The organism is Pseudoflavonifractor capillosus (assembly GCF_016899775.1).
GTDB lineage: Bacteria > Bacillota > Clostridia > Oscillospirales > Oscillospiraceae > Lawsonibacter.
On sequence record NZ_JACJJE010000024.1, the window covers coordinates 1 to 25770 of the forward strand.

Below are 25770 nucleotides of genomic sequence, written 5' to 3' on the forward strand. Positions count from 1 at the left end.
AAAACAAGGAAGAAACTCCCTTAAACTAGAAGAAAAAGGGATTTTCAGCCAACTATGACAGCATAACGCCCCTTGCACCCTTCAAAGCGTTGCAAAAAGACAAAAAAAGGGGGAGAAAACCGTGGTTTTCTCCCCCAAAAATGAGCCTGGTAGACCGCTGGTAGACCGCCCGTCAAAACGACGAAACGCAAAAAAGCCGGGAACCGTTGAGCGGCAACGGTTCCCGTCGGTAGACCTGGTAGACATCTGGTAGACCGGAGAGGCAGAGGAAAGCACGGCGCATCAAAGCTGCGGATAGTTTTCCAATATCCGATATAAATAGCGCTGAAACAAGCACGCCTCACGGAGTGATTTTATATACAGCAAGAGTGCATCTTCCTAAAAACAAGCCTTTTGCCGGAATGCCTGACGCAGGATGAGGGAGCAGGGGGAAAAGACGGGCCTGTTTCATGGCATCGATGCAAACAGATCAGTGGTCCACTTCCCACTCCAGGATGGTCCCGGTGAGGGCGTCAATGGTGAACTCATATTCGGTCCAGCCGCTGCGCAGCTCACCCTCGTAGACCATGCGGCCGTCGTCCCGCTCCAGCTTGAATTCCCGGTAGGTGCCGGTGGTACCGGCCCGCTGCTCCACGATCTGCTTGGCCTTGGCCTCGCCGATGTAGTTTCCGGAGGCGGCGGAGGGGGTGTAGTGCTCGGCGTCGTAGTCAAAGCTCAGGATCTGGCCGGTGGCCGCGTCGATCTCATAGTCGTACTCCTTGCTGCCGCTGTAGAACTCCACCTCGTAGATCCGGCGGCCGTCGTCGTAGTCCAGCTTGGCGTGGAGGAATACCGCGTTGGAGGCGGAGATCCCCGCGTGGTTCAGCGCGATGGTCTTGGCCCGCTCCGCGCCGATGTCGGTGCCGGACTGGGCGGTGGAGCCGCCAGGGGTGTAGCCCTCGATATCAAAGTCATAGCTGAGGATGGTCCCCGCCTTGGCGTCGATCTCGTAGTCATACTCCTTGTTTCCGCTCCAGAAGTCCACGTCGTATACGGCGCGGCCGTCGTCGTACTCCAAGGTGCTGCGCACAAAGTTTACCTGGGAGGCGGACAGGCCGGCGTGGTCTAGGGCGATCTCCTTGGCCTTGGCCTCACCGATGTAAGCGCCGGTGCCGGCGGTATTTCCGGTGCTGGGGGTGGTCTGAGTCCCCTGGCCGGAGGTGAGGATTACGGTCTTGGTGCTGTTGTCCCAGCCCACGTTCAGGCCTAGGGCCTTTCCGATGGAGGCCACGGGCAGGTAAGTGGTGCCGTTGATGGTGAAGGGCTCCACGGAGTTGCCGCTGGCGTCCCGCAGATCCAAGGTATGGCCGTTGAGGGTGACCTTCATGTTGGCGTAATCCAGACGGGCGGTCTGGGAGCCGGTGGCAGCCAGCGTGGGGATGGTCAGGACGCCCACCAGCAGGGTGAGGGCGGCGCCGCCGGCGATCCAGGTCTTGAGATTCTTTTTCATAATAAAATTCCTCCTGTCGTTTTGTGGCAGTGGTTTTGTGCTTTCAACTGTATAATGCGGCGGAGAGGAAGTTTATTGCAGGGGACGCAAAATTTTTTAAAAATTTTTCAGCGGGGAGTACAGAGCGCCCGGACCGCATCGGCGGCCCGGGCGCTCTGTGGGGGTTACAGGTTCAGGCTGGCGATAAACTGCCGGGCCACCCGGGGGGTGCGCCCCGCGTGGCGGATCTCCCACTCCATGGCCTTGGCGTGGAGGACCTCCCGGTTCATCTCCACGTGGTACAGCCCGGCCAGGTGGTCGATGAGGGCCAGGTACTCCGCCTTGCTCATGGTCATATAGGGGATGCGCAGGCCAAAGCGCTCGGCCAGAGCGGTCTTTTCCGAGATGGTCTCGAAGGCATCCACCTCGTCCCCCGCCCGGTCGGAGAAGGTCTGCCGCACCAGGTGGCGGCGGTTGGAGGTGGCGTAGATGGCCACATTCAGGGGGCGTTTCTCCAGGCCGCCCTCCAGAATGGTTTTCAGAGAGGAGTAGGTCTTGTCGTCCTGGTCGAAGGCCAGGTCGTCGATGAACAGAATAAAGCTCTGCCGCCGTCCGGCCAGGGAGCGGATGAGCCGGGGCATGCCCACCAGATTCTCCTTCTGAATCTCGATGAGCCGCAGGTTCTCCATACCGGGCAGATAGAGCATGGATTTCACCGTGGCCGACTTGCCCGTCCCCCCGTCGCCGAAGAGGAGCACATTGTTGGAGGGCTTCCCCTCCACCAGGAGGCGGGTGTTGTCCAGCACCTGCTTTCGCTGCTGGTCATAGCCCAGCAGCTCCACTGGGTGGGGACAGTCCGGATCGGCCACGGGGACAAGCCGGCCCTCCTCCCAGAGAAAGGCCCGGTATTTGGCGTACAGCCCGGCCCCGTTTTCCCGGTAAAAGGCGGCGAGCTCCTCAAAAGTGAAGGGGGCCCCTGTCTCCCAGGCGGGGAGGTTGTCCAGCACAGAGACATACTCCTCCGTCAAAATGGGCTTCAGGGCGACGCGGATGTCCTCCGCCCCCAGCCGGGCCAGCTGGAGAAGGGCGTCCACATCCCGGCGGGCGGCCCCCTCCAGCTCCGGGTCGGAGCGGCCAGAGCCGGCCAGATCTCCATAGGGGGTCTCTGTGTACCGGAGGGTATCCCACATCCAGGTCCCCAGGCCGGAGTACCCCTCCGCCTTCAGACGGTAAAACATCTGGTCATAGGCGGCCAGGGCCCCCTCCCCGTCCCGACGGGCCGCGGCATCCAGCAGTTGAAGCGCGTCTTTCAGCATGGGGGTGTCCAGCAGGGAGCGGAAGGCGGACAGCCCCCGCAGCTGGGCGCGCAGAAGAATCAGATTCATGGAAGTTCCTCGCTCTCTTTGCATGCAGCATTACCTCAATTTTAATGTCTGCCGCCGCCCTTGTCAACGGCTGTGGGGGTGTGATACAATGGACCGGCTTAGACCAGAGAAAGGATAGAGACGGCGGAGGGACGGCCAGCGGGCCGCTCCGCCGGATTGTATTGATATGGTATCCATTGGAGGAATCGAAATCAAAACGCCCCTGGCCCTGGCCCCCATGGCGGGGGTCACCGACGTGGCCTTCCGCACCATCTGCCGGGAGCAGGGGGCGGGGCTCACCTGCACGGAGATGGTCAGCTCCAAGGCCCTGTGCTTCCAGGACAAGAAGTCCATCCCCCTTTTGAAGCTGGGGGACGGGGAGCACCCCGCCGCCGCCCAGATCTTCGGCAGCGACCCGGTGTGCATGCAGGAGGCGGCCGCCATTGCTCACCAGGTGTCCGGGGCCGACTTCATCGACATCAACATGGGCTGTCCCGTGCCCAAGGTGGCCAACTCCGGGGACGGCTCCGGCCTGATGCGAAATCCCGACCTGGCGGTGAAGGTGATGGAGGCGGTGGTCCGGGGGGCGGGCTGTCCCGTCACGGTGAAGTTCCGCCTGGGCTGGGACAAGGGCTCCATCAACTGCGTGGAGTTTGCCCGGGCCATGGAGGAGGCGGGGGCGGCGGCGGTGGCCGTCCACGGCCGCACCAAGGTGCAGATGTACGCCGGCACCGCCAACTGGGACTGGATTCGGGAGGTGAAGAAGGCGGTGCACATCCCGGTGATAGCTAACGGGGATGTATTCAAGCCGGAGGACGCTCCCCGCATCCTGAAATACACCGGGGCGGATATCGCCATGATCGGCCGGGGGATTTTCGGCAACCCCTGGCTGTTCGCCCAGTGCAGGGCCGCCCTGGAGGGGCGGGAGATCCCGCCCATGCCGCCCCTGTCGGAGCGGTGCGACACGGCGGTGCGGCAGTTTGAGCTGTCTGCCGCCAACAAGGGGGAGAAAATTGCCTGCCTGGAGGCCCGGCGGCACTACGCCTGGTACCTGAAAGGGGTTCCCCACGCGGGCTACTATAAGGAACAGATCGTGAAGATCACCACCCTGGAGGACGTGTACCGGGTTACAAAAGGGATCAAACGGGACCTTTGCTGAGATAGGAGTGAGGAGATAGGAGGTAGAAGTTATGGAGCGCGCAGCGCGCAATGAAATCGTCCGGCTCCGCCGGACTCCATCACTCCTATCTCCTATCTCACATCTCAATTTATGTGGAGGGGATCGGATGAAGCAGAGCACAGAGATTCGCCCGGCCCGGGAAGCGGATATGGAGGCGGTGGGACGGCTGTACACCGACAGCTGGCAGCGGACCTACCGGGGACTGATCCCGGATTGGGTATTGGATGAGATGACCCCAGAAAAGAGCCAGGACAAGTGGACCCGCTATCGGGAGCAGAAGGAGAACGGCCTGTTCGTCCTGGAGCGGGACGGGTCCGTGGCCGGCCTTGTGGCCTGCCGCCCCTTCCCGGAGCGGGAGAACAGCGCCCTGCTGGACTCGCTCCATGTGGCCCCCGAGGCCCAGGGGGGCGGCTGGGGTAGGAGGCTCATCGCCCGGGCGGCCCGGTGGGCCCGGGAGAGCGGGTTTCAGGAGCTGGTCATCTATGTGGTCCAGGGCAACCGCCGGGCCGAGCAGCTCTACCGGAGCATGGGGGCGAGGGAGCTCTGCGCCTTCCACGACTGGGACGGCGCGCTCTCCTGGGCCCTGGCCTGGGAGGACTTGGAGAGCCTGGAGCAGACATTTTCCTGAACATACCGCGGGGCGCGCGGGAATCCTTCATCATGTTACAGGCGGCCGATGGCCGCCTCTCCGCATGGAGAGAGAGGGGGACAGGGTATGACACAGACAGAGCAGGAGCTGGTGTCCCGGGCCAGGGCCGGGGACACAGCCGCCTTTGAACAGCTGATGCTGGACAGCCAGGACCGGGTGTACACCCTGTGCCTTCGGATGACTGGGGACCGGGAGGACGCCCTGGATTTGGCCCAGGAGACCTTCTTCAACGCCTGGCGGGGACTTGGCTCCTTCCAGGGAAACAGCAGCTTCTCCACCTGGGTGTACCGCCTGGCCAGCAACGCCTGCATCGACTTTCTCCGGAAGCGGAAGCGGCGGCAGCAGGGGGAGAGCCCTCACTCCCTGGACGACGAGGAGGCCCCCCTGCCCGAGCCGGCGGACCCCCGGGGCTCCCCGGAGGAGGAGCTGGAGCGGAGGGAGCTGCGCCGGGCGGTGGAGCGGGGCCTCCAGGCCCTGCCCGACCACCACCGGCAGGTGCTGGTCATGCGGGAGCTGTCCGGGATGTCCTATCAGGAGATCGGCGCGGTATTGGACCTGGACCTGGGGACGGTAAAATCCCGCATCGCCCGGGCTCGGCTGGCACTAAAAAAATTTTTGGTCCAGGAGGGGAACTTTTCCCTAGAAACTCCGTCTAAGCAGACAAAGAGCAGGAGAGGGGGGTGAACGCCGATATGCTGACATGCGAAGAGGCGCTGGAGCGGATGAGCCAGGCCCTGGACGGTCCGCTGCCTCTGGAGGAGCGGCAGGCGCTGGAGGAGCACCTGGAGTCCTGCCCGGAGTGCCGGACGGCCTATGAGGCCCTGTTTCAGATGGAAGACGCGCTCCGGGAGATCGGTGAGACCCCCGCTCCGGCGGAGCTGTCCGCCCGGGTGATGGAGCAGATCCAGGCGGAGGCGGCCCCGGCCCGCCGGCCCGCCCCCCGCTGGAACCGGGCCGGATGGCGGAACCTTGCCGGGCTGGCCGCCTGTGCGGTCCTCTGCCTGGGACTCTGGCACGGGGCTGGTTTGGGGAGCCGTGAGAATGTAGTGGATGAGCCCTCCGCCGCCAGCCAGAGCGCGGGACAGGAAGACGCCTCCTCCCGCAGCCTTCTGGATGAGATGGAGCCCGCGCAGGAGGAGGACCCCGCCGACGCACAGCCCGCACCGGCTCAGGCGGACGCGCCGGAAGAGGATGCTCCGGAGAAAGCGGAATCCTCCCTGCCCTCCGGTCAGGAGGAGACCGCCTGCTCCCAGACCGAGGAGGCTCCGGTCGCGGACACCCGCAGCATTTTAGGCCAGGAGAGCCCGGAGATTCCGGAGGCATACGCCCACACGCCCAATACAGACAGTTCCGGCTCCCAGTCTGAACAGGAGCCGGTCACGATCCGGGAGCCGGAGGAGGAGACGGAGCCCCAGGTTCAGGGGGGCGCTCCGGACGCCCTGCTCCAGGACGAGCCCGAGCTGGATTCCCAGACTCAGGGCACAAAGCAGGATGAACAGGCGCAGGAGCCCGGTCCGGACGGAGCGGCAGCCGAGCCGCCGGAAAACGGAGCCGCGGCCGAAACGGCCCCGCCCCCTTGGGGAGAGGGGACCGCCCTGGTGCTGTCCGCCCTTCCCCAGGAGGCGGAGGAGCTTCTCCCCGCCCGGGAGGAGTGGACCCAGGAGGAGGACGGCGCCCGCTGGTGTACTGTGACGGCGGAGGAGCTGGAGGCCGTTCAGGCCCTCCTCGCCCGGCAGGGTGTGGAGGCGGACCTCCCGGAGCCGCCCTGGACCGAGCCCTGCGCGGTGGTGCTCCTCCCAGCGGAGGAACTCCCGTCCAGCCCGGAGGAGCTGGCCAACTGAATGATTTTCTTCCCGCCCGAATCCGGGCGGGATTTTTTATGCCCAGCATAAGGTTGGTGAACTTGAACAAACGGGCTGTTTTTAGTTACTTTTCCAAAAAATGAACCTGTTTTTTCAAGGAAAGCCGACGGCGAACCGTGGATACGCCCGAAAAAACAGTTGCCAGAACGGGGAAATTACGTTATAATAACCAACAGATTGTACCATGGGCGGGCGGCCACCCGTTCTCCTGTGTGACACCGACGTCTAAACTTTAAGGAGTGGAAGCAACCATGAGCTATTCTGTACAAAACATCCGCAATGTCTGCCTTCTGGGCCACAGCGGGAGCGGCAAGACCGCTCTGACGGAGAGCCTGCTCTATATGACCGGCGCCATCGACCGCATGGGCAAAGCCGCGGACGGAAACACCGTGTGCGACTATGATCCGGAGGAGATCAAACGTCAGATTTCCATCTCCACCTCTGTGGCCCCTCTGGAGTACAAGGGCTGTAAGATCAACATTCTGGATGCCCCCGGCGCCTTTGACTTTGCCGGCGACGTGATGGAGGCCCTCACCGTGGCCGACGCGGCCATTATCGTCTGCTCCGCCAAGGACGGCATCAGCGTGGGCCTGGAGAAGGCGTGGAAGTACTGCGAAGAGCGGGATATGCCCCGTTTCATCTATATCTCCAAGACCGACGAGGAAAACTCCGACTACAACGCCACCTTCGACGCCCTGCGGGAGCGCTTCGGCAACAAGATCGCCCCCCTGGTGGTCCCCATCTGGGACGACAACAAGCGGGTCACCGGCATCATCGACGTGCTGAACAAGCGCGCCTATGAGATGCAGAACGGCAAGCGGGTGGAGATCGACCTCCCCGAGGGGAAGGACGAAGTGGTTACCGAGTTCAACGACGCCCTGAAGGAGTCGGTGGCCGAGACCAGCGAGGAGTTCATGGACAAGTTCTTCTCCGGCGAGGACTTCACCTATGTGGAGATGATCCAGGGCCTGCGCCAGGGCGTGCGGGAGCTGTCCCTGTTCCCCGTGCTGTGCGGCTCCGCCATCAACACCATGGGCTCCCTGATGCTCATGGACCACATTGTGGACCTGCTTCCCAACCCCGCCGAGGGCAACATGCGCAAGGGAACCGCCCCCGACGGCACCAAGGAGGAGTTCGCCGTGGCTCCCGGCGGCGTGCCCTGCGCCTTCGTCTTTAAGACTGTGGCCGACCAGTACGGCAAGTACTCCTTCATCAAGGTCCTGTCCGGCAACATCACCCCCGACCTGACCCTGGTGGACTCCCGCACCGGCAGCAGCGAGAAGCTGGGCCGTCTGTATCAGATGCGGGGCAAGAAGGCCGAGGAGGTCAAGGAGCTCTCCTGCGGCGACATCGGCGCCATCGGCAAGATGGAGAAGGTCAAGACCGGCGACACCCTGTGCGACGCCCGAAAGGTCATCTCCCTGGCCCCCATCCCCTTCGCCGAGCCCAACTACTCGGTGGCCATCTCCCCCAAGACCCGCGGCCAGGAGGACAAGGTGGCCCAGGGTCTGAACCGGATGAACGAGGAGGACCCCTCCTTCCGGGTGGAGAACAACGCCGAGACCCATCAGATGGTCATTTACGCCGCCGGCGATATCCAGGTGGATGTGCTGGTCTCCAAGCTGAAGAGCCGCTTCAATGTGGAGGCGGAGCTGAAGACGCCCCGCGTTCCCTACCGGGAGAAGATCCGCAAGACCGTCTCCAAGCAGGGCCGCCACAAGAAGCAGACCGGCGGTTCCGGCCAGTTCGGCGACGTGTGGATCCGCTTCGAGCCCAACCCCGACGCGGAGGAGATGGAGTTTGCCGAGGAGGTCTTCGGCGGTTCTGTGCCCAAGAACTTTTTCCCCGCCGTGGAGAAGGGCCTCCGGGAGGCCTGTGTTCACGGGCCGCTGGCCGGCTACCCGGTGGTCAACCTGAAGGCCGTGCTGTACGATGGAAGCTATCACCCCGTGGACTCCTCGGAAATCGCCTTTAAGACGGCCGCTCAGCTGGCCTATAAGGCCGCCATGCCCGAGGCCAGCCCCGTGCTGCTGGAGCCGGTGGGCGAGCTGAAGGTCACCGTGCCCGACAGCTATATGGGCGACGTGATCGGCGATCTGAACAAGCGCCGCGGCCGCGTGATGGGCATGAACCCCGCCCCCGGCGGAGAGCAGATCATCGAGGCCGAGGTGCCCATGGCGGAGATGACCTCCTACGCCATCGATCTGCGGGCCATGACCCAGAGCCGCGGGTCCTTCACCTTCCACTTCGTCCGCTATGAGGACTGCCCTCCCATGGCTCAGGAGAAGGCTATCGCCGCCGCCAAGGCGCTGGCAGAGGAAGGCTGATTCCAAACGTAAAACAGCCGCCCCAACCGGGGTGGCTGTTTTTATGGGGGCAGCCCTCAGGGCGCGGCAGCGCCCCGGCGCCTTTGCGCCGCTCGAGCATTTTGCCGAAGGCAAAATCTCGCCGCAGGGCGGATTTACTCCGCCCGAGGATTTCAAAATAACGGGGTCCCCGCCAGCGTTTACGCTGGTGGGGCGGGACTGCCCTCCCATGGCTCAGGAGAAGGCAATCGCCGCCGCCAAGGCGCTGGCCGAGGAAGGCTGATTCCAAACGTAAAACAGCCGCTCCAACCGGGGCGACTGTTTTCTTTATACAATCATGGGCGGCCCGGTGTGCCGCCCCTACGGCGGATACAGAAGCTATCCCATTCCCGTAGGGGCCGGACACCGGCCGGCCCCTCGAGGGTTCTCTGCGGTTCCAGAGCCCACCTCATCCGCCTCGCATGTGTTCGTCACCTTCCCCTAAAGGGGAAGGCTTGCGGGCGGCTGATAGCCGCCCCTACGACGGATCTGGATGTGGGCACTTCTTTTTCGTAGGGGCCGGACACTGGCCGGCCCGCAGATGTACGCGGTGCGTCCAGGAGGCCGTACCCTACAGCCCAGCACCAGCCGCCGCCTGCTCGGCAAAGGCAGGCGCAGCAGTTGAAACGCACCAGCGGAAATTTTTGCGCACCCAGGGCCCAGTGGCCCGGAAGGAATTTAGATTGTCACTCAGATTTCCACGCGCCGAAAATTTTGCTGAACTTCTCAGGAGGGACTCCCGTAAAACGGGGTCCGGGGTAAGGCGAATATGGGCACGCCAGTGCCCATCCTGAGCTGTCCCCGGTGGCGTTTTGCCTACTTTGCCGCCATGGGCAAAGTAGGTCGCCGCCCGCAGGCGGCGAAATCCCCTGTATTTTCACTCCCCGCCTCGCCTTGTTTTTCCCCAGAACCTGTGCTATGATGACCGTATGCCTGGAGAAGCCAGGCGGAAAGAAGTCCTGGTATGAACGATCTGCGCCGTCCCGGCGTGCTGCCCTTTCTTCTGGCGGAGGGAGCTCTCTACGGGACCTTTCTGTGGCAGGATCTGTCCCCCGGCGGCGCCGGCTCCACACCGGTCAAATACGCCGCCATTCTGTTGTGCGCGCTGTTCTCCCTGCTGTGGGCCCTGTTTGGAGGCGGGGACCGTCTGACAGCCCTGGCCCTGGTCCTCACCGGGGCGGCGGACACCTTTCTGCTGGAGCTGGACGCCCACTACGCCGCGGGCGTGCTGCTGTTTTGTGGGGTGCAGCTGTGTTACTTTCTCCGGCTGTATCCCAAGGGGCGCCGGAGTCTGTGGGGGGCCCGGCTGGGGCTGTTCCTGCTGTCCCTGGGGGCGCTGCGCGCCCTGAAACTGCTCACCGTCCTGAATATCCTGGCGCTATTTTACTTCTCCAACTTCCTGTGCAACGCCCTGCTCAGTCTGGGCTGCCCGGGGCGGCGGGCGCGGATCTTCGCCGCCGGCCTGTGCCTGTTCCTGTGCTGCGACCTGTGCGTGGCCGCCTATCAATTTCCAGGTTCCCTTCCGGACGCGGTTTTCCAGGCTGCCCGGGTGGGGATGTGGCTGTTTTACCTGCCGGGACAGGTGCTTATCGCCCTGTCCGGGCTGCCGGAATCTTTGACCTGAGGTGACTGATCTTGAAATCCAGCAAACTACTCTCTCTGCTGACCGCCCTGGCCACCGCCGTGCTGGTGCTGTCCGGGTCCATCGCCGTGCCCATCCTGTGCCGGCCCTTCTACTATGCCCACATTGAGGCCATGTCCCTCCCCGAATACACCGGGCTGACGGTGGACCAGATCAAGCAGGCCTTTGATGAAATGCTGGACTTCTGCCTGGGCCTGCGGCAGGACTTCTCTGTGGGGGTGCTCTCCTGGTCGGAGTCAGGCCGGGACCACTTTGCCGACGTGCGTGTGCTGTTCCAACTGGACCTGGTGCTGCTGGTCCTGTCGGCGGCGGCCCTTGTGCTCCTGTTTCTCTTTGCCCGGAAGCGTCGGCTCACTCCTGCCCGTCTGCTGGGCCGCGGGCCGGGCTTCTGGGCCGCGGCGGGGCTGGCCGCCGTCTTTCTGGCGGTGGGCGCCCTGGCCGCCACAGATTTTGACCGGGCGTTCGTGATCTTCCACTCCATTTTCTTCCCGGGCAAGACCAACTGGATCTTCGATTGGCGCACCGACCCCATTATCCTCCTGCTTCCGGAGGACTTTTTCCGCAACTGCGCCATTCTGATTCTGGTCCTGCTGGTATTCTGGTGCGCAGTTCTGATCGCGGCGGACCTGCTGGCGGGCCGCCGGAGAAAGAAGGGACAGGCGGTCCCTACCTCCTGCCCGGGCTGTTCCGGCGGAGCGGGGCAGTGAGACGTCTGCAAGTGATTTTCAAAAATCCTGCAAAAAGATTTGTAATTTCCTCTAAAACCGGTTGACAAATCCGGGGCCGAGTGCTATATTATAGCCAGAAAGGGTGATACCAATGTGGTAAGAAACCTGGACCCCAGATGTCACCGGATTCGGCGGCTGAGATTGAAATAAAGAAGTTCGATTGAGAAAGGCGCGGAAAGGAAAGAAAATTTTCGGAACCCAAGCAGTGATCTCCTAAGTGTAACCCAAGAATCCTGAAAACCCCTGGAACGCAGAAAACACGGAAGCAGACCAAAGGAAATTCAAGGTTCCCAGGCACCAAGAAGTAACTGTCCATTCAGTTCCAAGCAACGCGCGCCGGCCGGAGAAGAACATCTGGACCCCACTCCAAAACTCCACAGAATGCCACAAGAAGGACGAAATCGCGCAACAGAACAGGACCTCATGTGTGAGGGGTGCAGCTCAGAGGAGCGCAGAAGAACGAGTTGAACGCAGGATGGAAACTTGCAGGCGGAACGTGTGGAATTGGAGAATCTGCAGAAAGAGAGGTAACCATATGATGTTAGATAACAAGAAGCACCAGAAATAACCCCTGATTGTCAGAACTACGGAAGACGATCAGGGGTTATTTCTTTTGCTTTTTGGGGGCGGCGGAAGGACGCCGGCTCCGGATAAAACACGGGGCCGCCCCTCTGAGGCAGCCCCGGAAACGCATCATTTGGTCAATACCTTTTTGTGGTATCCCCGCTGTCCGCAGCGGGGACATTTCATGCTCCGGCTCCGTCCGATGTGCGGGGCCAGCACCACCGCCCGCATGGTGGGGATATACCGGGCGCCGCAGTGGGGACACTCATAGTAGCCCGCGTCGTGCTCGATGCGCAGGGCATAGGCGATGGCCACCACCAGGATCACCAGCCCGGTGAGTATCAGCGCCAGCCGCCATGCCAGCATCTCCACCGCGAAGACGGCGGCGAATATCATGACCAGATAGTTGACCGTGGCCGAGGCGGCGATCACCGTCTCCAGAGAGAGGAGCTTTTTGTTCTGCTCCGCCTCCTGGCGCTGCAGCTCCAGCAGGTGTTTCTCCGCTTGTTCCTGATACTGCTCCATGTCCATCCGCGCCCCGGTCAGGAGCTCATTGACATTGATATGGAGAAGTCCGCACAGCTCCAGCATCAGGGATGGGTCCGGCATGCTTTTTCCAGTCTCCCATTTGGAGACCGCCCGGTCTGTGATCCCCAGCTTCTCCCCCAGGGCGGCCTGGGTGTAGCCGGCCTCTTTCCGGCATTGGGCGATGAATGCGCCGATTTTTTCCTGATCCATGGGCGCACCTCCTTTCTGACCTGATCATACGATTTCCAGATCCGAATCACCACATACAATCGGTTGAGCTCCGTCTGTCCGCGGGTGCCGGCCGCTCAACCAGCGGTTGAATTGGGCGGAAGCGTATGAAATTTGGGCGGGATAGAACCCTGTGGGGACGGTCTAACTAGGGGCGGCCTCACAGCAGCAGGGAGATCAGCGGGATAGTGACCAGACACAGCAGGCTGGACAAGAACACCGCCTCAGAGGCAAACTGGGTGTCGCCCCCGTAGGTCTCCGCCAGGATGGAGGTGACGGCGGGGGAGGGCATGGCCATGATAATCAGGGTGACGCCGATGACCAGAGGGTCCTCCACCGGGAGGAGCATCAGAATTCCCCAGGTGAGCAGCGGCAGGAGCAGCAGGCGCAGAAAGGCGGAGGAGAGGACGTCCCGGTTCCGGAGCAGGGCGGAGACGCTTCCGCCGGTGAGGTTCATGCCGATGATCAGCATGGACAGCGGAGTGGTCACGTCGGCCAGATAGGTGAGCGGGGTGTCGATCACCTCGGGAATGGGAATTTGGGCGGCATAGAGGATGAGACCCAGTAGGGTGGCTCCGTTGACCACCGTGAGCAGGATGGACCGCCAGGAGACCGGGGGCGCATCCCCGGAGGCGCTGCGGTCCATGCAGATGAGGGTGGCCCCGGTGGTGTAGGCCAGCAGGTTGAAGGGGATGCCCAAAAAGACGGCCAGGGCCAGCCCCTCCTCCCCAAAGAGAGCCAGGGCGATGGGAAAGCCCATAAAACCGTTGTTGTTAAAGGCACAGGCGAAGGTCCACAGCCCCCGCCGCTCCCTGGTGACACGGAACGGCCGGGCCAGCAGGGCGCTGATCACTCCGTACAGGATGTAGAGGGCTAGGCCCAGAACCACCTCCAGCCCCCCGGTGCGGAGAAACGCGGGGTCATAGGGCCGCACCAGAGAGGTGAGGATGGTGGCGGGCATGGTGACATTCATCAGCAGGCTGCTGAGCATTTTGGAGGCGGAGGCGGGCAGCACGCGGAGCCGGACGGCCCCATACCCCACCCCGATGAGCAGAAACAGGCCGAATAGGTTGGAAAACACATCCCGAATGTCCAGCATGGCGCCGCGCCCCTCTTCCTCAGATGGTTCCCGGCCGCAGCAGGGCCGGCTTACAAGGAGCATTGTAGCAAAAAAAGAGCCGGTTGTCACCCGGGAAAACGGGACGGCCGGCGTTTCTCCGCTTGCGCTCCCGCTCCGGATGGGATATAATACGGTGAAACTTTTTTGTCGAGGTGTGTCTCCATGGCGGACAAGCTGGGTATTTACATCCATATTCCCTTCTGCCGCAGTAAATGCGACTACTGTGACTTCTACTCCCTGGCGGGGCGGGAGGACCAGATGGACCGGTATCAGAAGGCCCTGCTGGCCCATCTGAAGGAGACCGCCCCCCTGGCCCAGGGCTACCCGGTGGACTCCATCTACTTCGGCGGCGGCACCCCCAGCTACTACGGGGCCAAGCGCATCAAGGAGCTGCTCACCCACTTGTCCAAGCTGTTCCAGGTGGAAAAGGACGCGGAGATCACCGTGGAGTGCAACCCGGACAGCGTGGATCTGAAGTCCCTGCGCATTCTGCGCAAGGCGGGGGTGAACCGTCTGTCCATGGGGATGCAGTCCGCCCAGGAGGCGGAGCTGCGGGCCATCCACCGCATCCACACCCCCCAGCAGACCAACCAGGCGGTGGAGGCGGCCTGGAAGGCCAAGTTCACCAACCTGTCCCTGGATCTGATCTACGGCCTGCCGGGGCAGACCATGGAGAGCTGGAAGGCCACGGTGGAGCACGCCCTGTCCCTCATCCCCCAGCACCTGTCCTGCTACGGCCTGAAGGTGGAGGAGGGCACCCCCCTGGCCCGCCGGGTGGCGGAGGGGGAGGTGCTGCCCGACGACGACCAGCAGGCCGACCTGTACCTGTGGACGGTGGGCCGGCTGGAGCGGGCGGGGCTCCCCCAGTATGAGATCTCCAACTTCGCCAAGCCGGGGTACGAATCCCGGCACAACCTGCGCTACTGGCTCACCCGGCCCTATATCGGCTTCGGGCCCGGGGCCCACTCGGACTTTGGGGGGCGGCGCTACTCCTTTGTCCGGGACCTGGACGCCTACATCCGGGGGGTGCTGGAGGGGGGCGACATCATCGACTCCTCCGAGCTCATCCCCCAGAGGGAGCGGTGCGGGGAGTATCTGATGCTCCGCCTGCGCACCGTTCGGGGTGTGGACGGCCGGGAGTACCGCCACACCTATTTCATGGACTTCGCTCCCCTGGAGGCCCGCCTGCGGGAGTTTGCCGCCCAGGGCTGGGCGGAGGAGACGGACGGGCGCTGGCGGCTCACCCCCAGGGGCTTCCTGGTGTCCAACCAGCTCATCGGCGACCTGCTGGACCGGCAGGAGCAGGCCAGCTGGGAGGATCTGATCCGCCCCAGACAGGACCAGGCCTGAAGAAAACAGGCCGGGTCCGGGCGGACGGCCCTTCCAGCCGGAGAGGCGGAGAATGGCAGGAGATGAAATCATTGCATCTTGCCCAAGGCACCTCAAAAAACCTCATTTGTTCTTACTTTTTTCACAATTTTATGTCTACTCTGTAAATTTCATTGCCTTTTGGACATACTGATGCTATAATATATTTGTTTCCATGCGCCGCCTGTGTTGCGCGCATGCTTGATTTCGATATGTTATGGCTTTGGCCATATGATCTTATATAGACCCCAATCTAATGAATATGGATCGAGAGGGTGCCAGATTTGACAAAATATCACATTCAGGGCGGAAAGCCCCTTCGTGGAAGCATCACCATCAGCGGCGCCAAAAACGCCGCTGTCGCCATCATCCCCGCCGCCCTTTTGGTGGACGGGGTATGCCGCATTGAAAATATTCCCCAGATCAGCGACGTGACTTTGATTCTCCAGATCCTCCAGGAGCTGGGGGCGGACATCCGCACCGTCAACCGCACCACCGTGGACATCGACTGTTCCCACATCCGCAACCGGCAGGTCCCCTATGAGCTGGCCCGGAAGATCCGCGCCAGCTACTACCTGGTGGGCGCTCTGCTGGGCCGCTTCGGCTGGGCGGAGGTCCCCCTGCCCGGGGGCTGCGACCTGGGCGGACGGCCCATTGACCAGCATGTGAAGGGCTTTGTGTCCATGGGGGCCGACGTAGACGTGCGCAGCGGCCTCATCTGCGCCAAGGTGCCCGGCGGCCGTCTGGCCGGCGGACAGGTGTACCTGGACATGGTGTCTGTGGGCGCCACCATGAACATCATGCTGGCCGCCGTGCTGGCCGACGGCATGACCATTATTGAGAACGCGGCCAAGGAGCCCCACATCGTGGACCTGGCCAATTTCCTCAACTCCATGGGGGCCAACATCATGGGGGCGGGCACCGACGTCATCAAGATCCGGGGCGTGAAGCAGCTCCGGGGCGGGGCCTACTCCATCATCCCCGACCAGATCGAAGCCGGTACCTATATGGCCGCCGTGGCCGCCGCCGGCGGGGATGTGCTCATTCAGAACGTCATCCCCAAGCACCTGGACTGCATCACCGCCAAGCTGGTGGAGATGGGGGTGGAGGTGGAGGAGCTGGACGACGCCGTCCGGGTCCGCCGCAGCGGCCCGATCAGCCGCACCAATGTGAAGACCATGCCCTACCCGGGCTTCCCCACCGATATGCAGCCCCAGATCGCCGCTGTCCTGTGTCTGGCCAACGGTACCAGCGTCCTCACCGAGGGGGTGTGGGACAGCCGCTACCGCTATGTGGATGAGTTCCGCCGCATGGGGGCCCACATCCAGGTGGACGGCAAGGTGGCCGTCATCGAGGGTGTGCCCGCCCTCACCGGGGCCCCGGTCCACGCCTGCGACCTGCGGGCCGGAGCGGCTATGGTCATCGCCGGACTGGCCGCCCAGGGCGTCACCGAGGTGGACGGGATCTACCACATCGAGCGGGGCTATGAGAACCTGGTGGGCAAGCTGGCCGGTGTGGGCGCCGACATCCGCACCATCACCGTTCCCGACGAGGACGCCAAGTCCCAGGCGGGCTGATACTGAGATACGAGATAGGAGTTAGGAGATAGAAGATAGGAGCTGACGGGAGCATGGACCGGCGCAAGGCCCGCTCCTATTTCCTATCTGCTATCTCCTATCTATTATGAATGGGGGAAGTTTTCTGTGCTGACATATACGACGCTGGCCAGCGGTTCCAGCGGAAACTGCGCGCTGGTGAGCTGCGGCGCCACCCGCCTGCTGGTGGACGCGGGCATCTCCGCCCGACGGATCACCACCGCTCTCAAGAATTTGGGGGTGGACCCCGCCTCCCTCAGCGGCGTGCTGGTCACCCACGAGCACAGCGACCACATCTCCGGTCTGACCACCCTCACCAAGCAGCTGAAGCTGCCGGTATACGCCACTGCCCCCACCCTGCGGCAGCTTTGTTACCGCATCCCCTTTCTGGATGGGCTGTGCCGGGAGTTTGACCCGGGGGACGGGTTTCCGGTGGGCGAGCTGTGGGTGGGTTCCTTTGCCACCTCCCACGACGCAGCGTGCAGCGTGGGCTACACCCTCACCGGGGAGGGATGCAAGGCGGCGGTGGCCACTGACCTGGGCCGGCTCACTCCGGCGGTGCTCCAGGCGGTCCAGGGCTGCGACCTGCTGGTGTGCGAGGCAAACCATGACGAGGACTGGGTGAAGTCCGGCCCCTACCCCTACTATTTAAAGCAGCGCATTCTGGGGGATCAGGGCCACCTGTCCAACGAGATGGGGGCGGAGCTGGCCGCCCTGGCGGTGGAGTCCGGGGCCCGGACGGTGGTTTTGGCCCACCTGTCCTCGGAGAACAACACCCCCGCCCGGGCCCGGGATGTGGTGTCCCGCCGCCTGTCCGCCGGGGGGATCGACCCGGAGCGGGATATCTCCCTCACCGTGGCTCCCCGGAAGGAGTGCGGCCCGGTGTTCCGTCTGGAGCGGGGCCGGGACATGGTCTCCTTTCCGCTGCGGGAGGGGGCGGCCCTATGCTGAGCGTCCATCTCATCTGCGTGGGCAAGCTGAAGGAGAAGTTTTATCTGGAGGCGGCGGCGGAGTACCAGAAGCGCCTGTCCGCCTACTGCAGGCTGACCCTGGTGGAGCTGCCCGAGGAGAAGCTGCCCCAGAATCCCACCCAGGGGCAGATCGACCAGGCTCTTTTCAAAGAGGCCCAGGCCATCCGGGCCAAGCTGCCCCCCAGCGCCAGCGTGGTCGCCCTGTGCGTGGAGGGCAAGGAGCGCTCCAGCGAGGACTTTGCCAAGCTGCTCTCCACCTGGGAGCACAGCTCCGCCAAGCATCTGGTCTTTGTCATCGGCGGCTCCTACGGCCTGGACCCCGCCCTGAAGGCGGAGGCCTGGGTACGCCTGTCCATGTCCCCCATGACCTTTCCCCACCACCTGGCCCGGGTCATGCTGCTGGAGCAGCTCTACCGGGCCTTCAAGATCCAGGAGGGGTCCAGCTACCACAAATAGAGTTTCGTGCGGAGAGGACGGCCTCTCCGCACTGGTTTTTTCCGGAACCGCTTGACAAACGGGAAAAAGCACGCTACCATTTTTCATATCAAAAATTCCCGGAGCGGGTTTTCTCTCCGCCGGACCATTCAGAAAGAAGGAATTTCCATGTCCGATTATCAGATCTCCACCGACTGCCTCCACGCGGGCTACCGCCCCGGCAACGGGGAGCCCCGGAACATCCCCATCATCCAGTCCACCACCTTCCGCTATGAGACCAGCGAGGAGATGGGCAAGCTGTTCGACCTGGAGGCCAGCGGCTACTTCTACACCCGCCTGCAGAACCCCACCAACGACATGGTGGCGGCCAAAATCTGCGCCCTGGAGGGGGGCACCGCGGCCATGCTCCTGTCCTCCGGACAGGCGGCCAACTTCTACGCCATCTTCAACATCGCCGGCTGTGGGGACCATGTGATCTCATCCACCTCCATCTACGGAGGCACCTTCAACCTGTTCGCCGTCACCATGAAGCGCATGGGCATCGAGTTCACCTTCGTGGACCCGGAGTGTTCCGAGGAGGAGCTGAACGCCGCCTTCCGGCCCAACACCAAGGCAGTGTTCGGCGAGACCATCGCCAACCCCGCCCTCACCATCCTGGATATTGAGAAGTTTGCCAAGGCGGCCCACGCCCACGGGGTGCCCCTCATCATGGACAACACCTTCGCCACCCCGGTGAACTGCCGCCCCTTCCAGTGGGGCTGCGACATCGTCACCCACTCCACCACCAAGTATATGGACGGCCACGCCCTCACCGTGGGCGGCGCCATCGTGGACAGCGGCAACTTTGACTGGAACGCCCACGCGGACAAGTTCCCCGGCCTCACCACCCCCGACGAGAGCTACCACGGGGTGACCTATACCCAGCGCTTCGGACTGGGTGGGGCCTATATCACCAAGGCCACCGTCCAGCTCATGCGGGACCTGGGCTCCATCCCCTCCCCCCACAACTGTTTTCTGCTGAATGTGGGCCTGGAGACCCTGCCCCTGCGGATGAAGAAGCACTGTGAGAACGCCCAGGCGGTGGCCGAGTACCTCCAGGGCCACGAGAAGATCGCCTGGGTGGAGTATGCCGGCCTGCCCGGAGATAAATACTACGAGCGCGCCAAAAAGTACCTGCCCAACGGCACCTGCGGCGTGGTGGTCTTCGGCGTGAAGGGCGGCCGGGCCGCGGCAGAGAAGTTCATGGCCGGGCTGAAGCTGGCCTCCATCGCCACCCATGTGGCCGACGCCAAGACCTGCGTGCTCCACCCCGCCTCCTCCACCCACCGGCAGATGAACGACGAGGAGCTGGCTGCCGCCGGTGTGTCCCCCGACCTGGTCCGCTTCTCCGTGGGCATTGAAGACGCCAAAGATATTATCGCTGACCTGGAACAGGCTCTGGCTGCAGTTTAAGAAAAATTTGCCCCAGCCCACGGAGGGGCCCCACGCAGTGGGGGCGCGCCGTTTGGCGCGCGCAAGCATTTTGCGCAGCAAAATCTTGTCGTCTGGGTAGAATTCATTTCTACCCAGACGTATTCAATCCCGAAGGGACCCCAACCGCCTGAAACAGGCGGTTGGGCGGGCATCGAAGACGCCAAAGATGTCATTGCCGACCTGGAACAGGCTCTGGCCAACGTCTGAGCTTTTAGAGTGGAGCGTTGAGCGTGAAGCGTGTAGAGGCGGCCTTCGCGGGCGACTGCAAGGGCCGCCCCTGCGGTGAAAACGCACCGGGGGCGATGGTTCGGCAAAGCCAGGCGCATGGCCGGAACCGCACCAGCTATCATTTTTGCAAACCCAGGGCCCAGTGGCCCGGGAGAAATCGCGGAAAGCCACTCAGATTTTGCGCGCCGGAAGTTCTGCACTATCCCACAGGCACGCGTCCCCCGTAATGGGGGTCCAGGGGGACGGCGAATATGAGCGCGGAGCGCTCATCCTGAGCCATCCCCCTGGCGGCTCTTTGGTGACTTTCTGGCCGGCCAGAAAGTCACTCGCCGCCCGCAGGCGGCGAAACACCCCCGAGCCCATCTCAAAAAGGAGAAGATCCATTATGGCAGTAGAAACCGTCCTGATGTACAACTGCAACGGTGAGCAGTGGGCTAAGCTGCGCCAGATTTTTCTCATGCTCCGGGTGCGCATCCGCCCGGTGGAGGCGGACCAGTACGGCCTGACGCTGGAGGACCTGCTGGGCCGCAGCGAGGAGAAGGCACCGGTGGAGGAGGAATTCTCCGACCCCATGCTGGTGTTCTGCAATCTCCCCCATGAGAAACTGGACCACCTGCTCACCGCCATGGGCCGGGCCGGCCTGCCCCGCATCGCCCTGAAGGCCATGCTCACCCCCACCAACCGCACCTGGACCTCTCAGCAGCTGTGGACCGAGCTGCGCCGGGAGCACGAGGCCATGCAGGCCCAGCGGCAGCAGAAAAAGTGAGGGATTCAGCTGGAAAAACCATTGACAAACCGGTCCTGTGACAGTATAATAATAAAGCGGTTTTTGAAAACCGCTTGTCTGCGGCTGTGCTGGAATTGGTAGACTGGCAAGCTTGAGGTGCTTGTGTCCGGACGGGCGTACGGGTTCGACTCCCGTCAGCCGCACCAAAAAGAAAGACATCTGCGTTGCAGATGTCTTTCTTTTTGGGTTTTGCCGCCCGGAGGGCGGCTCCACCCTTTGATTTAAAATGCTCGGGCGAAATGAATTCGCCCTGCGCCAAGGTTTTCGTCTGCGGCGAAAACCCTTGTACGGCGCAAAAGCGCCGCCGGCCAGAAGGCCGGTTGGGCGGTTTCCAGGTATATGTTTGGCCCCTCAAAATATTGGCTTTCCCCGTCTTTGCCCCAAGAAAAGAGATGAAAAGAAAAAGGAGTTGTGTGTGATGAGCGAACGTCAGCCCCCTGCGGAAAATAAAATGGGCACCATGCCGGTCAACCGGCTCCTGCTGTCCATGGCCATCCCCATGATGATTTCCATGCTGGTGCAGGCCCTCTACAACGTGGTGGACAGCTACTTTGTGGCCCAGATCAGCGAGGACGCGCTGAATGCCGTCTCTCTGGCCTTCCCGGTACAGAATTTGATGATCGCCGTGGCCGTGGGAACCGGCGTGGGCATCAACGCCCTGCTGTCCAAGAGCCTGGGCGAGCGCCGCCAGCGCCGGGCCAACGCCGCCGCCATGAACGGACTGTTCCTGGCCGTCCTCAGCTGCCTGGTATTCATGGCCATCGGCCTGACCTGCTCCCGGTTATTTTTCCAGGTGCAGACCAGCCAGCAGGCCATTGTGGACTACGGCACGGAGTACATGACCATTGTATGCGGACTGTCGGTGGGGCTGTTTGTACAGATCACCTTTGACCGGGTCCTCCAGGCCACCGGGCGCACCTTCTACACCATGATCACCCAGGCGGTGGGCGCCATTATCAACATCATCATGGACCCCATTCTGATCTTCGGACTATTCGGCTTCCCCCGGATGGAGGTGGCGGGAGCCGCCCTGGCCACCGTCCTGGGCCAGATCCTGGCCGCCTGCCTGTCCATTTTCTTCAACCTGACCCGGAACCACGACATCCAGTTCCAGTTCCGGGGCTTCCGTCCGGACGGGCGGATCATCGCCCGTATCTACAGCGTGGGCATCCCCTCCATCATCATGCAGTCCATCGGGTCGGTGATGGTGTTCGGCATGAATAAAATCCTCATCTCCTTCACCACCACTGCCACGGCGGTCTTCGGAGTGTACTTCAAGCTCCAGTCCTTCATCTTTATGCCCGTGTTCGGACTGAACAACGGCATGGTGCCCATTGTGGCTTTCAACTACGGGGCCCGCCGTCCCGACCGGATCATGAAGACCATCAAGCTCAGCATCACCTACGCGGTGTGCATCATGCTGGTGGGCCTGCTGATCTTCCAGTTTGCCCCCGACGTCATGCTGAACCTGTTCCGGGCGGAGGGGGACAGCGGCGACATGCTCACCATCGGCGTGCCCGCCCTGCGGATCATCTCCCTGAGCTTCCTCTTTGCCGGCTACGCCATTGTGTGCTCCTCCGTGTTCCAGGCCCTGGGCCACGGGGTACTGAGCCTCACGGTGTCCGTGGTGCGGCAGCTGGTGGTCCTCCTGCCGGTGGGCTTCCTGCTCTCCCTCACCGGAAACCTGGAGCTGGTGTGGTGGGCCTTCCCCATCGCGGAGCTGTTCTCCCTGACCCTGTGCACCGTCTTCCTGCGCCGGGTGTATCTGCATGAGATCAAGCCCCTGAGCCTGCCTAAAAAATAAGTGCAAAAAACCGTCTGAGATCCTGTGGAGCTCAGACGGTTTTTATTTGGCTCATAGGTGGGCGATCACCTGGTACATCAGGAAGAAGTGGCACAGGGAGCCCAGGAGGATGAACACGTGGAAGATCTCGTGGCAGCCGAAGCGGGGGTTGTTCCGGCCCGGCCACTTCACCGCGTACAGCACGCCGCCCACGGTGTACAGCACGCCGCCCAGCACCAGCCACACCATCCCCGCCGTGGGCAGCAGCCGCACCAGAGGGACGATGGCCGCCAGGGACAGCCAGCCCATCACCAGATAGATGACACTGGTGAGCCAGCGGGGGATGTCCAGCTTGGCGATGGTGAGGATGATCCCAGCAAAGGCCAGGGCCCAGATCACCGACAGGAGGGGGATTCCGCCGTCCTCCCGGAGGACGGTGGTGCAGATGGGGGTGTAGCTCCCGGCGATGAGCAGATAGATGGAGCAGTGGTCGTACTTCCGCAAAGCGATCCGCTTGGCCGCCGAGGTATTGATACAGTGGTACAGGGTGCTGGCGGTGTACAGACAGATCATGGACAGGCCGTAGATCAGAAACACCACGGCGTGGAACCAGTTCCCCTCCCACAGGGAGCGTCCCACCAGCAGCAGAGTGCCGATCACCGCCAGCCCCGCGCCGATGCCGTGGGTGATGGCCGACCAGGGCCGCAGGCCGTCATAGGGGTCCCGCACCTCTTTCCGGCGGCGGGGTTTTACGCGGGGGACCGCAGCGCCGAGGGTCACAGCAGGTTCACGCATCAAGAACACTCCTTTCTTTCCCGGACAGCCGGAACAGGCCCGCGGAATGTTGGGAAGTTCCGGTTGAAATTTCCTTTGTCAGATACAGTATACCCCGGCCCTGTGGGAATATCAATATAAAAAACTACCAAATCTAATTTTTAATATTATATTAAGACTGGCGCAAATTGGGAAATCCGGTTGGCCCAACCCGGATTTGTCCCTCCTCGGCCCATACCTGGAGGCGGTCCCCCTTTTTTAGGCACCCCTCCAGCATCAGGTCGGCGGCGGGGTCCTCCACCTGGGCGGCAATGGCCCGGCGGAGGGGGCGGGCGCCGTAGTCCTGGCCGGCTCCCGCCTGAGCCAGGAGCCACACCGCCTCCGGCTCCACCTGGAGGCCGATCCCCATGGCGGAGAGCCGTTCCCCCGTCTGGGAGAGCATCTGCTGGGTAATAGCGGCCAAGGTCTGGCTGTCCAGGGGGTGGAACACCAGGGCGGCGTCCAGGCGGTTGAAAAACTCCGGGGCGAAGGTGTTCTGGGCCTCCCGGAGCACCGCCTGCTCCAGGGCGGAGCGGTCGGCCTCCGGCCCCTGGGAGAAGCCCAGCCGGGCCTTTTGGTGAAAATGACGGGCCCCCAGGTTGGAGGTCATCACCAGCACGGTATTTCGGAAGTCGGTTTTCCGCCCCTGGGCGTCGGTGAGCACCCCCTCCTCCATCACCTGGAGGAGGATGGACCACACGTCCCGGTGGGCCTTCTCCAGCTCGTCCAGCAGCACCACCGACCAGGGCTTCCGGCGCACCCGCTCGGTAAGCTGTCCCCCCTCCTCGTGGCCCACGTAGCCCGGAGGGGAGCCGATGAGGCGGGAGACGCTGTGGGGCTCCATATACTCGGACATGTCGAAGCGGAGGAGTGCCTCCTCGCTGCCGAACAGAGTGCGGGCCAGGGAACGGCACAGCTGGGTCTTGCCCACCCCTGTGGGGCCCAGCAGGAGGAAGCAGCCCACCGGCCGCCGGGGGTCCTTCAGCCCCAGCCGCCCCCGGCGGATGGCCCGTGCCACCGCCTGGGCCGCCTGGTCCTGGCCCAGCAGGTCCCGGCACAGGGCGGCCTCCAGCCCGGCCAGGGCCTTCCGGTCGGCCTCATCCGGGTCGCACACCGGGACCCCGGTCCACTGGGACAGCACCGCCCGGATGTGCTCCTCCCCCACGGACCGGGGGACCTGCTGCTTCTGCCAGCGGCGGCGGCCCGCCTCCAGCTCCCGCCGGAAGTCCCCCTCCGCGTCCCGGAGCATGGCGGCCTCCTCAAAGTCCTGCTTACGGATGGCCTGGGCCAGCTGCCGCCCCGCCTGGACCGCCCGCTCCTCCAGCTGCCGCAGCTCGGGAGGGAGGGCCCGGGCGGACAGCCGGGCCTGGGCAGCCGCCTCGTCCACCAGGTCGATGGCCTTGTCGGGCAGGAACCGCTGGGGCAGGTAGCGGATGGACAGGTCCACCGCCGTCTCCAGGGCGCGGTCGGTGATGGTCAGGTGGTGGTGGGACTCATACCGCCCCCGGAGGCCCTTCAAAATGGCCAGGGTCTGCTCCCGGGTGGGCTCCCGGACGGTGATGGGCTGGAACCGCCGCTCCAGGGCGGAGTCCTTCTCGATATACTTCCGGTACTCGTCCAGAGTGGTGGCCCCGATGACCTGGATCTCCCCCCGGGAGAGGGCGGGCTTTAGGATGTTTGCCGCGTCGATGGCCCCCTCGGCGGAGCCCGCCCCCACAATGGTGTGGAGCTCGTCGATGAACAGGATAATGTTCCCCGCCCGGCGCACCTCCTGAAGGACGTGCTTGAGCTTCTCCTCAAACTCCCCCCGGTACTTGGTGCCCGCCACCATGGCGGACAGGTCCAGGGCGCACACCCGCCTGCCCAGCAGGTGGGCGGGGGCGGTGCCGTCGGCGATGGCCAGGGCCAGCCCCTCCACCACCGCCGTCTTGCCCACACCGGGCTCGCCGATGAGGGCGGGGTTGTTCTTGGTGCGGCGGGAGAGAATCTGGATGACCCGCCGGAGCTCCTCCTCCCGGCCGATCACCGGGTCCAGGCGGCCGTCAGCGGCCATGCGCGTCAAGTCCCGGGCGCACTGGTCCAGCTGCCGGGTGTCCCCGGAGACCCGCTCCGGCTCCCGGCGGATGGACCGGAGGGGATTCTCCTCCCCGCCCAGGGAGGCGCACACCGCCTGGTAGAGGCGGCTGCTGTCCACCTGGCAGTCGGCCAGCAGCCGCACCGCCGAACAATTTGGCTCCTTCAGCAGCCCCAGCAGCAGGTGCTCTGCGCTGACGGAGGTCTGGTGGAGCCGGCGGCTCTCCGCCGCCGCCCGCTGGATCACCTGGCAGCACTGGGGAGTCAGCCCCTGGTGCAGGGTGCGGTTGGGGACCCCGGTGCCCACCAGCTGGGCGATGGCCGCCCGGAGGGTTTGGCTGTCCGCCCCCGCCTCCCTGAGAAGGCGGGATGCCATGCTGTACTCCTGGCTGGCCAGTCCCAGCAGGAGGTGTTCGCTGCCCACATAGCTGTGGCCCAGCCGGGCGGCATTTTCCTGGGCCAGCCGGATGGCCCCCAGGGCGGTGGATGTAAAGCGGTTGTCCGCCATTGTGGATCGCCTCGCAGTCTGCATGGATTCGGCCATGGTGCCAAAGAGACCATCCCAT

Annotated in this window: 21 protein-coding genes and 1 tRNA gene; 16 read left to right on the top strand and 6 right to left on the bottom strand. The window is 63.4% G+C overall.

Annotated elements, in window-relative coordinates:
• Window positions 1-469 precede the first annotated feature (469 nt).
• Together H6B31_RS09065 and H6B31_RS09070 are read right to left on the bottom strand one after the other, a co-directional pair.
• Window positions 470-1489, bottom strand: a complete 1020-nt coding sequence (locus H6B31_RS09065; protein ID WP_204898217.1) for a PepSY domain-containing protein — start codon at window positions 1487-1489, stop codon at window positions 470-472.
• Window positions 1490-1653: 164 nt separating this feature from the next.
• Window positions 1654-2853, bottom strand: coding sequence for an ATP-binding protein (locus H6B31_RS09070; RefSeq protein WP_204898218.1), 1200 nt, complete (start codon window positions 2851-2853; stop codon window positions 1654-1656).
• Between the two features lie 166 nt (window positions 2854-3019).
• Here H6B31_RS09070 and dusB point away from each other — a divergent pair, with 166 nt between their 5' ends.
• From dusB to H6B31_RS09110, 8 genes are all read left to right on the top strand, one after another.
• The gene (gene dusB, locus H6B31_RS09075) at window positions 3020-3991 is read left to right on the top strand and encodes a tRNA dihydrouridine synthase DusB (RefSeq protein ID WP_204898219.1); all 972 of its coding nucleotides are present in this window, start codon (window positions 3020-3022) and stop codon (window positions 3989-3991) included.
• Window positions 3992-4118: 127 nt separating this feature from the next.
• The gene (locus tag H6B31_RS09080; protein WP_204898220.1) at window positions 4119-4640 is read left to right on the top strand and encodes a GNAT family N-acetyltransferase; all 522 of its coding nucleotides are present in this window, start codon (window positions 4119-4121) and stop codon (window positions 4638-4640) included.
• Window positions 4641-4727: 87 nt separating this feature from the next.
• Entirely contained in the window at window positions 4728-5345 is a 618-nt protein-coding gene (locus H6B31_RS09085) for an RNA polymerase sigma factor (protein ID WP_204898221.1), read from the top strand.
• Window positions 5346-5353: 8 nt separating this feature from the next.
• Entirely contained in the window at window positions 5354-6502 is a 1149-nt protein-coding gene (locus H6B31_RS09090; protein ID WP_204898222.1) for an anti-sigma factor family protein, read from the top strand.
• Window positions 6503-6774: 272 nt separating this feature from the next.
• The gene (locus H6B31_RS09095; RefSeq protein ID WP_204898223.1) at window positions 6775-8850 is read left to right on the top strand and encodes an elongation factor G; all 2076 of its coding nucleotides are present in this window, start codon (window positions 6775-6777) and stop codon (window positions 8848-8850) included.
• A 43-nt stretch (window positions 8851-8893) separates the two neighbouring features.
• Window positions 8894-9112: a hypothetical protein gene (locus tag H6B31_RS09100; protein WP_204898224.1), complete on the top strand. Its 219-nt coding sequence runs from the start codon at window positions 8894-8896 to the stop codon at window positions 9110-9112.
• A gap of 720 nt (window positions 9113-9832) precedes the next feature.
• Window positions 9833-10492, top strand: coding sequence for a lysoplasmalogenase family protein (locus H6B31_RS09105; RefSeq protein ID WP_204898225.1), 660 nt, complete (start codon window positions 9833-9835; stop codon window positions 10490-10492).
• An 11-nt stretch (window positions 10493-10503) separates the two neighbouring features.
• Entirely contained in the window at window positions 10504-11217 is a 714-nt protein-coding gene (locus tag H6B31_RS09110) for a TIGR01906 family membrane protein (RefSeq protein WP_204898226.1), read from the top strand.
• 714 nt (window positions 11218-11931) lie between these two features.
• Here H6B31_RS09110 and H6B31_RS09115 read toward each other — a convergent pair.
• Window positions 11932-12540, bottom strand: a complete 609-nt coding sequence (locus H6B31_RS09115; RefSeq protein ID WP_204898227.1) for a helix-turn-helix domain-containing protein — start codon at window positions 12538-12540, stop codon at window positions 11932-11934.
• 178 nt (window positions 12541-12718) lie between these two features.
• Window positions 12719-13657: an AEC family transporter gene (locus H6B31_RS09120; RefSeq protein WP_204898228.1), complete on the bottom strand. Its 939-nt coding sequence runs from the start codon at window positions 13655-13657 to the stop codon at window positions 12719-12721.
• 183 nt (window positions 13658-13840) lie between these two features.
• On the opposite strand from H6B31_RS09120, the gene hemW reads away from it, so the two are divergent.
• From hemW to H6B31_RS09160, 8 genes are all read left to right on the top strand, one after another.
• Window positions 13841-15028, top strand: coding sequence for a radical SAM family heme chaperone HemW (hemW, locus tag H6B31_RS09125; RefSeq protein ID WP_204898229.1), 1188 nt, complete (start codon window positions 13841-13843; stop codon window positions 15026-15028).
• A 302-nt stretch (window positions 15029-15330) separates the two neighbouring features.
• The gene (murA, locus tag H6B31_RS09130) at window positions 15331-16623 is read left to right on the top strand and encodes a UDP-N-acetylglucosamine 1-carboxyvinyltransferase (RefSeq protein WP_087289674.1); all 1293 of its coding nucleotides are present in this window, start codon (window positions 15331-15333) and stop codon (window positions 16621-16623) included.
• Window positions 16624-16749: 126 nt separating this feature from the next.
• On the top strand, window positions 16750-17592 hold the full coding sequence (locus tag H6B31_RS09135; RefSeq protein ID WP_204898230.1) for an MBL fold metallo-hydrolase: 843 nt from the start codon (window positions 16750-16752) through the stop codon (window positions 17590-17592).
• Window positions 17586-18068: a 23S rRNA (pseudouridine(1915)-N(3))-methyltransferase RlmH gene (gene rlmH / locus H6B31_RS09140; protein ID WP_204898231.1), complete on the top strand. Its 483-nt coding sequence runs from the start codon at window positions 17586-17588 to the stop codon at window positions 18066-18068. The genes H6B31_RS09135 and rlmH overlap by 7 nt, the downstream gene beginning before the upstream one ends.
• A 147-nt stretch (window positions 18069-18215) precedes the next feature.
• Window positions 18216-19499, top strand: coding sequence for an O-acetylhomoserine aminocarboxypropyltransferase/cysteine synthase family protein (locus H6B31_RS09145; protein WP_204898232.1), 1284 nt, complete (start codon window positions 18216-18218; stop codon window positions 19497-19499).
• A gap of 634 nt (window positions 19500-20133) precedes the next feature.
• Window positions 20134-20514 carry a DUF3783 domain-containing protein gene (locus H6B31_RS09150; RefSeq protein WP_204898233.1) on the top strand — a complete coding sequence of 127 codons (381 nt, stop codon included), beginning with the start codon at window positions 20134-20136 and terminating at the stop codon, window positions 20512-20514.
• An 80-nt stretch (window positions 20515-20594) separates the two neighbouring features.
• A tRNA-Leu gene (locus H6B31_RS09155) sits at window positions 20595-20681 on the top strand.
• A 272-nt stretch (window positions 20682-20953) separates the two neighbouring features.
• The gene (locus H6B31_RS09160; RefSeq protein WP_204898234.1) at window positions 20954-22339 is read left to right on the top strand and encodes an MATE family efflux transporter; all 1386 of its coding nucleotides are present in this window, start codon (window positions 20954-20956) and stop codon (window positions 22337-22339) included.
• 51 nt (window positions 22340-22390) lie between these two features.
• Here H6B31_RS09160 and trhA read toward each other — a convergent pair whose 3' ends face one another.
• Together trhA and H6B31_RS09170 are read right to left on the bottom strand one after the other, a co-directional pair.
• The gene (gene trhA / locus H6B31_RS09165) at window positions 22391-23113 is read right to left on the bottom strand and encodes a PAQR family membrane homeostasis protein TrhA (protein WP_204898235.1); all 723 of its coding nucleotides are present in this window, start codon (window positions 23111-23113) and stop codon (window positions 22391-22393) included.
• Between the two features lie 151 nt (window positions 23114-23264).
• Window positions 23265-25712 carry an ATP-dependent Clp protease ATP-binding subunit gene (locus tag H6B31_RS09170; RefSeq protein ID WP_204898236.1) on the bottom strand — a complete coding sequence of 816 codons (2448 nt, stop codon included), beginning with the start codon at window positions 25710-25712 and terminating at the stop codon, window positions 23265-23267.
• Window positions 25713-25770: the final 58 nt, after the last annotated feature.

Coding starts and splice junctions, on each gene's coding strand:
- dusB (WP_204898219.1), top strand. CDS start 3,020: ATGGTATCCATTGGAGGAATCGAAATCAAAACGCCCCTGGCCCTGGCC.
- H6B31_RS09085 (WP_204898221.1), top strand. CDS start 4,728: ATGACACAGACAGAGCAGGAGCTGGTGTCCCGGGCCAGGGCCGGGGAC.
- H6B31_RS09120 (WP_204898228.1), bottom strand. CDS start 13,657: ATGCTGGACATTCGGGATGTGTTTTCCAACCTATTCGGCCTGTTTCTG.
- H6B31_RS09070 (WP_204898218.1), bottom strand. CDS start 2,853: ATGAATCTGATTCTTCTGCGCGCCCAGCTGCGGGGGCTGTCCGCCTTC.
- H6B31_RS09145 (WP_204898232.1), top strand. CDS start 18,216: ATGTCCGATTATCAGATCTCCACCGACTGCCTCCACGCGGGCTACCGC.
- trhA (WP_204898235.1), bottom strand. CDS start 23,113: ATGCGTGAACCTGCTGTGACCCTCGGCGCTGCGGTCCCCCGCGTAAAA.
- H6B31_RS09115 (WP_204898227.1), bottom strand. CDS start 12,540: ATGGATCAGGAAAAAATCGGCGCATTCATCGCCCAATGCCGGAAAGAG.
- H6B31_RS09150 (WP_204898233.1), top strand. CDS start 20,134: ATGGCAGTAGAAACCGTCCTGATGTACAACTGCAACGGTGAGCAGTGG.
- hemW (WP_204898229.1), top strand. CDS start 13,841: ATGGCGGACAAGCTGGGTATTTACATCCATATTCCCTTCTGCCGCAGT.
- H6B31_RS09170 (WP_204898236.1), bottom strand. CDS start 25,712: ATGGCGGACAACCGCTTTACATCCACCGCCCTGGGGGCCATCCGGCTG.
- H6B31_RS09090 (WP_204898222.1), top strand. CDS start 5,354: ATGCTGACATGCGAAGAGGCGCTGGAGCGGATGAGCCAGGCCCTGGAC.
- H6B31_RS09100 (WP_204898224.1), top strand. CDS start 8,894: ATGGGGGCAGCCCTCAGGGCGCGGCAGCGCCCCGGCGCCTTTGCGCCG.
- H6B31_RS09095 (WP_204898223.1), top strand. CDS start 6,775: ATGAGCTATTCTGTACAAAACATCCGCAATGTCTGCCTTCTGGGCCAC.
- H6B31_RS09065 (WP_204898217.1), bottom strand. CDS start 1,489: ATGAAAAAGAATCTCAAGACCTGGATCGCCGGCGGCGCCGCCCTCACC.
- H6B31_RS09105 (WP_204898225.1), top strand. CDS start 9,833: ATGAACGATCTGCGCCGTCCCGGCGTGCTGCCCTTTCTTCTGGCGGAG.
- rlmH (WP_204898231.1), top strand. CDS start 17,586: ATGCTGAGCGTCCATCTCATCTGCGTGGGCAAGCTGAAGGAGAAGTTT.
- H6B31_RS09080 (WP_204898220.1), top strand. CDS start 4,119: ATGAAGCAGAGCACAGAGATTCGCCCGGCCCGGGAAGCGGATATGGAG.
- H6B31_RS09160 (WP_204898234.1), top strand. CDS start 20,954: ATGAGCGAACGTCAGCCCCCTGCGGAAAATAAAATGGGCACCATGCCG.